9 protein-coding genes are annotated in these 8,147 nt (G+C 49.4%); all 9 read right to left on the bottom strand.

Going from position 1 to position 8,147, the window contains the following annotated elements; translation table 11 throughout:
* On the bottom strand, positions 1 to 730 hold a 730-nt coding region (locus RWJ43_RS05045), incomplete at its 3' end, for an ABC transporter permease (RefSeq protein WP_314008546.1).
* Positions 731 to 1,152: 422 nt separating this feature from the next.
* Complete coding sequence (gene secG, locus RWJ43_RS05040) at positions 1,153 to 1,404, bottom strand: preprotein translocase subunit SecG (protein WP_314008543.1); 252 nt, start codon at positions 1,402 to 1,404, stop codon at positions 1,153 to 1,155.
* Between the two features lie 173 nt (positions 1,405 to 1,577).
* Positions 1,578 to 2,345 (bottom strand): triose-phosphate isomerase, encoded by a 768-nt coding sequence (gene tpiA, locus RWJ43_RS05035; protein WP_314008540.1) that lies wholly within the window; start codon positions 2,343 to 2,345, stop codon positions 1,578 to 1,580.
* Positions 2,338 to 3,528, bottom strand: a complete 1,191-nt coding sequence (locus RWJ43_RS05030) for a phosphoglycerate kinase (protein ID WP_314008538.1) — start codon at positions 3,526 to 3,528, stop codon at positions 2,338 to 2,340. The genes tpiA and RWJ43_RS05030 overlap by 8 nt, the downstream gene beginning before the upstream one ends.
* Positions 3,529 to 3,616: 88 nt before the next feature.
* A complete protein-coding gene (gene gap, locus RWJ43_RS05025; RefSeq protein WP_035436831.1) occupies positions 3,617 to 4,642 on the bottom strand; it encodes a type I glyceraldehyde-3-phosphate dehydrogenase in 1,026 nt (341 codons plus the stop codon).
* 92 nt (positions 4,643 to 4,734) lie between these two features.
* On the bottom strand, positions 4,735 to 5,703 hold the full coding sequence (gene whiA, locus RWJ43_RS05020) for a DNA-binding protein WhiA (protein ID WP_313993473.1): 969 nt from the start codon (positions 5,701 to 5,703) through the stop codon (positions 4,735 to 4,737).
* A 13-nt stretch (positions 5,704 to 5,716) separates the two neighbouring features.
* Complete coding sequence (gene rapZ, locus RWJ43_RS05015) at positions 5,717 to 6,634, bottom strand: RNase adapter RapZ (protein WP_313993476.1); 918 nt, start codon at positions 6,632 to 6,634, stop codon at positions 5,717 to 5,719.
* A 46-nt stretch (positions 6,635 to 6,680) separates the two neighbouring features.
* Positions 6,681 to 7,400: an N-acetylmannosamine-6-phosphate 2-epimerase gene (locus RWJ43_RS05010; RefSeq protein WP_396427224.1), complete on the bottom strand. Its 720-nt coding sequence runs from the start codon at positions 7,398 to 7,400 to the stop codon at positions 6,681 to 6,683.
* Between the two features lie 64 nt (positions 7,401 to 7,464).
* Positions 7,465 to 8,147: ROK family protein (locus RWJ43_RS05005; RefSeq protein WP_314008532.1), on the bottom strand; the 683-nt coding region annotated here is incomplete at its 5' end.

The following is an 8,147-nucleotide window of genomic DNA, read 5'->3' as shown; positions in this document are numbered from 1 at the left end:
GAATTGCCTTCTTACGAGTGAGGCCCTTAGCGCGAGCAGTACGAACGTAGTCTGCATGCATCTCGTCAAGCAGGTACGTACGCTGAGATAGGTGGTAACCAACGGAGCTTACGATAGTAAGAACAATAGTTGGAAGAATAATGTGCTGGAGGAAGTCAATGAGCCAAGTGAAGAAGTTTCCAGTATCTCCACTAGAAAGATCGGTTACGTAGAAAATACGAGTACCGGCACGTGCGTTAATCTCAATTGCCGCAAAAACAATCAAGATTGCCATAACAACAGTTGGAATAACCAGAAGAATCGAAGCAACGCCACTTAAGAAGCGGTCCTGCCACTGATACTGGCGCTGAGCGGTATAAACACCCAAGCTGACACCAATAACAACAGACAAAATAGTTGCTGGAGTCATAAGCTCAATAGAAGCCATAAACTTTGAGCTCATCTCTCGGTTAACGTTATCGCCTGTTGGGGTCATACCAAAGTCAAACTTGGTAAGCAGATTGGTAATCCAGACCTGATAACGCTCGATAACTGGGGTCTTATCATTTAGATTAGTCCTATACAGGTTTTCCTCAATAGACTCCTGTGGAGGACGTGGAGTACGCTGCTCAAAGTTGGAGCGTGGATTCATAAACGATGATGCGAGGAAGAATGTGAGCGAAGTTGCAACAAAAATCATCACAATGTAGCTCAAAATCCTCTTTGTAACGTACCAAACAAACCGTGCCATTGACTCTCCTCACCGCCTTGCGCTTATCCACCTGATAAGCGAGGTTTTCTCGGTATGGCAACCTAGCATTCCTACAACAAACATGCTGTGAATACACAGCAAAGTGCAATTTTACCATGGATAAGCTGCTTAACCCAAAAATATCTCTTTGATAAGCAAGATTATGCATACCAATCCCAGTAAAACGTATCCCATATAATGACTGTTTGACTCCAGCGTACAGGTCACAATCAAATTTGTTTACATATGAGAAACGTTATTGAAAATTCTGTTAAGAAGTAAAAGAAAACTGCTATCTGATGCGTCCGACCTTTTTGCCGGCGTTTTCATCAGCAAGTTTTCCTGTACTCAGCAGGCTACAAATAAAAAATGCCGAGAAACTCGGGTTTCTCGGCAGATGATTCAAAAGTAAAAGGAGCTGCTTAGCCAATAGTTCCAACAGGGAATGTGAGAGCCATCACAATAGCACAAACCAGGAAGATGGTTGTAGTGATGATGGTAAGGCGATCAAGGTTCTTCTCCATAATGCCTGAACCAGCGCTTGCGTTATACATAGAAGAAGCAATCATGTCAGAAACGCCAGTGCCCTTTCCGGAGTGTGCCAGAACAAGCAGCACCGTCAAAATGCCAGAAAGAACAAACAGCACTAAAAGAATTGTATTCAGAACGCCCACGAGGTTCCCCCTCTTGCTGGCGAGAAGATCCAGCCCTAGTTATTTTTACGTACAAGAGAAAAGAATAGCACACGCCACTCCCTTTTGGGAATGACGTGTGCCAAGTTGCAAAACAAACAAGAACTTAACAGATGAGCCAAGCGCCTAACCGGAGTAAGGAGCTTTGCCACAATTTAGTTCATTGCGCTCTTTACCATTGCAACGAAGGAATCAGCCTTGAGAGATGCGCCACCAACAAGTGCGCCGTCAACATCCTCTTTCTCGAGGAAGCCGCCAACGTTCTCTGGCTTTGCAGAACCACCGTAAAGAATACGGATGCCATCTGCAATTTCTGCGCCAAAGATCTCTACCAGGGTCTTGCGGATTGCGCCGCAGACTTCCTGTGCATCATCAGCAGTTGCAGTCATGCCAGTACCAATTGCCCAGATTGGCTCGTAAGCAATAACGTACTTGGAAGGATCGGTAATCTGAAGGTCCTTAGTATCAGCCTTAATCTGGTCAACAACAAACTGAACGTGGGTACCAGCGTTGCGAACCTCAAGAGACTCACCGCAGCAAGAAATAGGGACGATGTCATGAGCCATCAGTGCCTTTGCCTTGCGGTTAATGTCCTCATCGGTCTCACCAAAATAGCCACGACGCTCAGAGTGACCAATGATGCAGTACGTTGCACCAACAGAAGTCAGCATTGCTGGAGAGGTCTCACCAGTAAATGCGCCAGACTCCTCCCAGTACACGTTCTGTGCAGAAAGAGCAACGGAAGAGTTTGCCTGAGTAAGAACCTCAGAAACACCCTTAAGGTCTACAAGAGGTGGAGCAATAACAACGTCAACGTTTCCGGTACCGGAAGCAAGCTGATCAACAATTCCCTGAGCAAGCTCAACGCCCTCAGCGAAAGTCTCATTCATCTTCCAGTTACCTGCGATCATACGATTACGCATCGAGAAGCGCCTCCACTCCTGGAAGTGCCTTACCCTCAACGAGCTCCATGGAAGCGCCGCCGCCCGTGGAGATCCAGCTCATCTTGTCAGCAAGGTGGAACTTGTTAACTGCTGCAACAGAATCGCCGCCGCCGATGATAGAGGTGCAATCAGCATCTGCAACAGCACGAGCAATAGCCTCGGTGCCCTTTGCAAACTGGTCAAACTCAAAGACACCCATAGGACCATTCCAGAAGACGGTCTTTGCGCCCTTGATTGCCTCAGAGTAAAGCTCAACAGTCTTAGGACCAATGTCCATACCCATGCGATCTGCAGGGATCTGGTCAGAAGGAACTACCTCACCAACAGCGTCCTCACCAAAGTGATCGGTAACAACGTTGTCAACAGGAAGCAGAATCTTAACGCCCTTCTCCTCTGCCTTCTTGAGCATCTCGCCTGCGCGCTCAATCCAGTCTGGCTCCTGAAGAGAAGTACCAACGGTATAACCCTTTGCCAGGAAGAAGGTGTAAGCCATACCGCCACCGATAATAAGGGTATCAGCGGAATCGATAAGGTGATCAAGAACACCAATCTTAGAAGAAACCTTGGAGCCACCAACAATAGCTACAAGTGGACGCTCTGGGTTAGAGAAGATAGAGGTAAGAGTGTCAACCTCTTTCTCAAGCAGGAAGCCAGCGTATGCAGGAAGGTAAGCCGCTGGTCCCACAACGGAGCCCTGTGCACGGTGAGCAGTACCAAAGGCATCAAGAACAAAGATGTCACCATAAGATGCAAGGATCTTTGCAATCTCTGGATCGTTCTTCTTCTCGCGCTTGTCAAAACGGACGTTCTCAAGAACAAGAACCTCGCCGTCCTTGAGTGCGTCTACAGCCTCACGGGCCTTCTCGCCATAGGTGTCCTCAACAAACTTAACCTCGCGACCAAGAAGCTCAGCAAGCTTCTCTGCAGCTGGGCGCAGGGAAAGCTCTGGCTGGAAGCCGGTGCCATCTGGACGGCCAAGGTGGCTCATCAGGATGACCTTTGCGTTGTGGTCGAGAAGATACTGGATGGTTGGAAGTGCAGCGCGAACGCGGGTGTCGTCAGTAACAACGCCGTCCTTCAGAGGCACGTTGAAGTCAACGCGCATAAGTACGCGCTTACCATCAACATCTGCATCGCGGACAGTCTTCTTTGTAAAAGCCATGTCACTCCTTTAAATACGTTTCCAACAAAAGAAGGCGCGATCGCGGCAGATGCTGCGACCGCGCCTAAGGCGTCTATGTAACTAGAACTTAAGCAACGAACTTCTCGAAGTACTTGATGGTGCGGACCATCTGAGAAGTGTAGGAGTTCTCGTTGTCGTACCAAGAGGTGACCTGGACAAGAGTGGTGCCATCGCCAAGGTCAGAGCACATGGTCTGAGTTGCGTCGAAGATGGAGCCGTGGGTCTCACCGACGATGTCGCGGGAAACAATGTCATCCTCGTTGTAACCAAAGGTCTCTGGGATGGTCTCTGCATATGCCTTCATTGCAGCGTTGACCTCGTCAACGGTGACCTTCTTGTCAACAACAGCATAGAGGTTGGTGAGGGAGCCAGTTGGCGTAGGAACGCGCTGAGCAGCACCAATGAGCTTGCCGTTGAGCTCAGGAAGAACAAGGCCAATAGCCTTAGCAGCACCGGTGGAGTTAGGAACGATGTTCTCTGCACCAGCACGGGAACGACGGAAGTTACCCTTGCGCTGTGGGCCGTCGAGGATCATCTGGTCACCAGTGTATGCGTGAATGGTGGTCATGATACCGGACTTGATAGTTGCGAAGTCGTTGAGACCCTTTGCCATAGGAGCAAGGCAGTTGGTGGTGCAGGAAGCTGCGGAGATGATGTTGTCATCTGCAGTGAGGGTCTCATGGTTAACGTTGAAGACAACGGTTGGAAGGTCATTGCCTGCAGGAGCAGAAATGACAACCTTCTTAGCACCAGCGTTGATGTGAGCCTGTGCCTTGTCCTTAGAAGTGTAGAAACCAGTGCACTCAAGAACAACGTCAACGTTGAGATCGCCCCAAGGCAGGTTGTTAGCGTCTGCCTCCTTGTAAATAACAATCTCGTGACCGTCAACGATGATGGAGTGGTCAGTTGCCTCTACCTTGTGATCGCGGGAATAGTTGCCCTGAGTAGAGTCATACTTCAGAAGATATGCAAGCATCTCTGGAGAAGTAAGGTCGTTGATTGCAACAATCTCGGAACCCTCGTGACCAAACATCTGCCTAAATGCAAGGCGACCAATGCGGCCAAAACCGTTAATAGCAACCTTTACTGCCATACGTAATGCTCCTTTCGGTGACCCAGAGCCATTCTCCGGATTCATTAACATTTAAACCGTACACCGAGTATTTTACCGCACTCACCGATAACTTATGCATCTTTTTCTAAATCCTGAACGATTTTTTCCAAACGAAGCAGTCGGTGATACATGGCGGACTTGGATACGGGTGGTACAAACGACTCCCCCAGCGCTGATAATGACAGCTCAGGGTTATCTTTTCGTGCAAGACAAAAATCTCTGACCGCTGGCGGCAGGGCTCTGAGTCCAACGAGTTTCTCGGCCTTTTCTATAAGCGCTAACTGGTCTGCCGCTGCATTTGAAGACCGTGTTTGATTTGCCATTTCTGCGTTGACAACTCGGTTGACGTTGTTGCGATAATGCTTTTGCACGCGGGTAAACGCGATAGCGCGCGCCATGGTTGGCGCACCAATCTCTCGCAAAAACTTGATGATGTCGTCAGAGCTCTTAAGGTAGACAGCATAAATTTCTCTGGTTCGCATGAGTGCATTGGTATGACGGTTACGATGATTAAGCCGCGCCTTTACACCAATGGATCCCATAAGTTTTACCAGCTCAGTGGCAAATCTTTCTCCCGAGACAGCAATCTCTAAGTGAAAATCTTTTAAGGGATCGGCCAAAAATCCGCCCGCCATAAACGCTCCGCGCAAAAAAGCTCGCTGCGCTTGCTTGGTGCGAATAACACTCTTAGGAATGCCACTTACCAGGCCTTCTCCCGGTATATAAATGCCAAGAGCGGAAAGTGCTTCTGCAAGCGAATCCTGGTTAGAAATCTCAAGCAAATAGTTGCGTTTTTTATGCATGATAGAGCGGCGGTACTCAACGGAAGTACCCAGATCAAACAGACGGCGAGAAGAACTAATAACTGTTCGGGCAACCGTGCCAGTCTCAGTAACAATGCGAACGGCAAATTTACCAGGACCGTGCATCGATAACGTTCCGGAAACACGAATAAGCGCAGAAAGCTGGGCTAATTCACAATCCGTCTGAATTTCTGGTACGCTGACCAGCTCATTTTTTACCAAGGCAGTATAGGACATGACAGACTAACTTCTACTCAGCCTGCTGAGACTTCTTCTGAGCCGCATCAAGATCGCGATGGAACAGCGTTACGCGATAGCCCTGGCTGGTAAGATGCTCTGCGGTAGCACGGGCGATTGCAACGCTTCTATGCTGGCCACCCGTGCAACCTACCGCAATAGAGAGCAAGCTTTTGCCTTCCTGCACATAGCCAGGCATTACTACATCAAGCAGCTCAAACCAAGACTTAAGGAATTTCTTAGTAGTGCCGTGCTCAAGGACAAACTGAGCTACTGGCTCATCAAGACCGGTAAGTGGTCTGAGCTCTGGATCATAGTAAGGATTAGGCAGGAATCGCACGTCAATCATGAGGTCAGCCTCAACGGGCAAACCATTTTTGAAGCCAAAGGAAAATACGCTAACATCCATAAGCTGCTGTTCAGCAAGCTCTGAAAATGCGCGACGAAGACGACTCTTGAGCGTATTAGTGCGCATAGATGAGGTATCTAGGACCACATCTGCCAGCGCTTTTATGTCCTGAAGCTGTGCGCGCTCCTTAGAAATTGCAGATGAGAGATTTTCTCCCTCCTGCGCTAAAGGATGACGACGGCGATTCTCGCTATAGCGACGCATAAGTACTTCGTCTGAGGAGTCCAGATACACAATCTTGTAGGTGAGCTCGTGATCTGCAAGAGACTTCAGAGCTTCAGAGATGTCATCAAAAAGACCTTGCGAGCGCAAATCACAGGTAACAGCCAAGTGACGGCCAACACCTGTGTTAATGCCCACAAGGTTAGAAAGCTGCAAAATAAGAGCTGGTGGCAGGTTATCAATGCAGAAATAACCCATATCCTCAAACACGTGAAGCGCCTGCGTACGACCCGATCCAGACATACCCGTAATAATGACAATGTCGGGAATAACTGAAGATGTAGGATCGTTTTTCTTCACAGGCGCTCCTTAAATACGTGACGAGAAAACCTTACCGCTCCAAGCGTTAATCCTCAAGTGCTGCAGCAAACCAAGAGGTAATTGAAGTTGGGTGCGTAATGGCTGTACCTGAAACAACCGCCCAAGCGCCTGCATCAAGAGCATCTTTTGCGTCTTGTGGTGTGTGGACGTGGCCCTCGCAAATAATGGCAATACCTGGGAATTCAGTAGTTGCCTGCTTGAGAAGGGCAATGTCAGGGCCATCATCAAGCGTTGTATCAATAGCAGCCTTGTTGTGAGAAAGTGTGGTTGAAACAAGGTCACAACCAGCAGCAACAGAGCGACGAATATCATCCATAGTCATGCAGTCAGCCATAATCAGCACGTCAGACTCTGCACGCAGAGCTGCAACGGTCTCTTCAAAGGTTCTACCATCTGGCCTTGGACGGTCTGTTGCATCCAGGGCAACAACATCTGCGCCAGCGTGAATACAAGCACGCGCATGACGAAGCGTAGGAGTAATGTAGACACCCTCATGACCCTCTTTCCAGAGGCCAATAACAGGAATTTCAACTCTACCTTTAATGGCAGAGATGTCAGACAAACCCTGGCACCTAATAGCTGCAGCGCCGCCAAGCTCACAAGCGCGAGCAATCTGAGCCATGGTCTCTGGATGCCTCATAGGCTCACCAGGATACGCCTGGACGCTGACAATGAGTTTTCCTTTAAGTGACTCAACAAGCTCTGAATATGCCACGGTATTCTCCTCACAAGAATGTACGTACATAAAAGGTATATGTCTTTGCGGCGTGTCTGGTCAGCAAGCAATTTGCCTGCTGACATGCTTCTGCCTAAAGACGTGTCTCTAAATAGCCAGGTAGAACAAGGTTTTCTGCAGCTCCAATAAGAGGGGCTTCTCCACCAAGCGTGCCCTTCACAATGGGCGTTGCCTGAACGGGAGGCATTGCCTGCAGCTTAAATGCAGCTTCAAGTGCCTCGTGCCAGTACTTGCCGCACTCTGCAACGGAGCCAGACAGAATGATGACAGAAGGATCAAGCATGTTACACATGCTTCCCAGAACCTCACCAAGTGCGCGGCCTGAGCGCTCCTCTGCAGCCTGAGCGATCTTCTCGCCAGCAAGAGCTCTGCGGTCAATGTCTGCGCCATCAAGAGCAGAACCGTCTTCAAGCGTGTCGGAGCCACCAAGGCGAACGTACTCGCGAATAATGCCAGGACCTGCGGAAACAGGCTCAAGGTGAGAAGTTCCACCACAAGGACAATCAACGCCTGCAGCTGCTGGAGTTGCAACGTGACCAATGTGACCAGCCTCGTCGTGAGCGCCCAGCATCAAAATGCCGTGGTTCACAAAGGCGCCACCAATGCCCGTACCAACTGCTACGGTTAAAACGCTATCTTTGCCGTGACCAGCACCATGACGAGCCTCACCCAGAGCGTGAGCATGAACGTCATTTAGGACGCTGCACGGAAGGCCAAACTCGCTGGTAACTGCAGAGCCAAGAGCGGTTCCGCCCC

The organism is Lancefieldella parvula, assembly GCF_963530955.1.
Lineage (GTDB): Bacteria > Actinomycetota > Coriobacteriia > Coriobacteriales > Atopobiaceae > Lancefieldella > Lancefieldella parvula_A.
The sequence above is the reverse complement of the archived record's forward strand: the minus strand, read 5'-3'. Positions and strand labels throughout refer to the sequence as shown.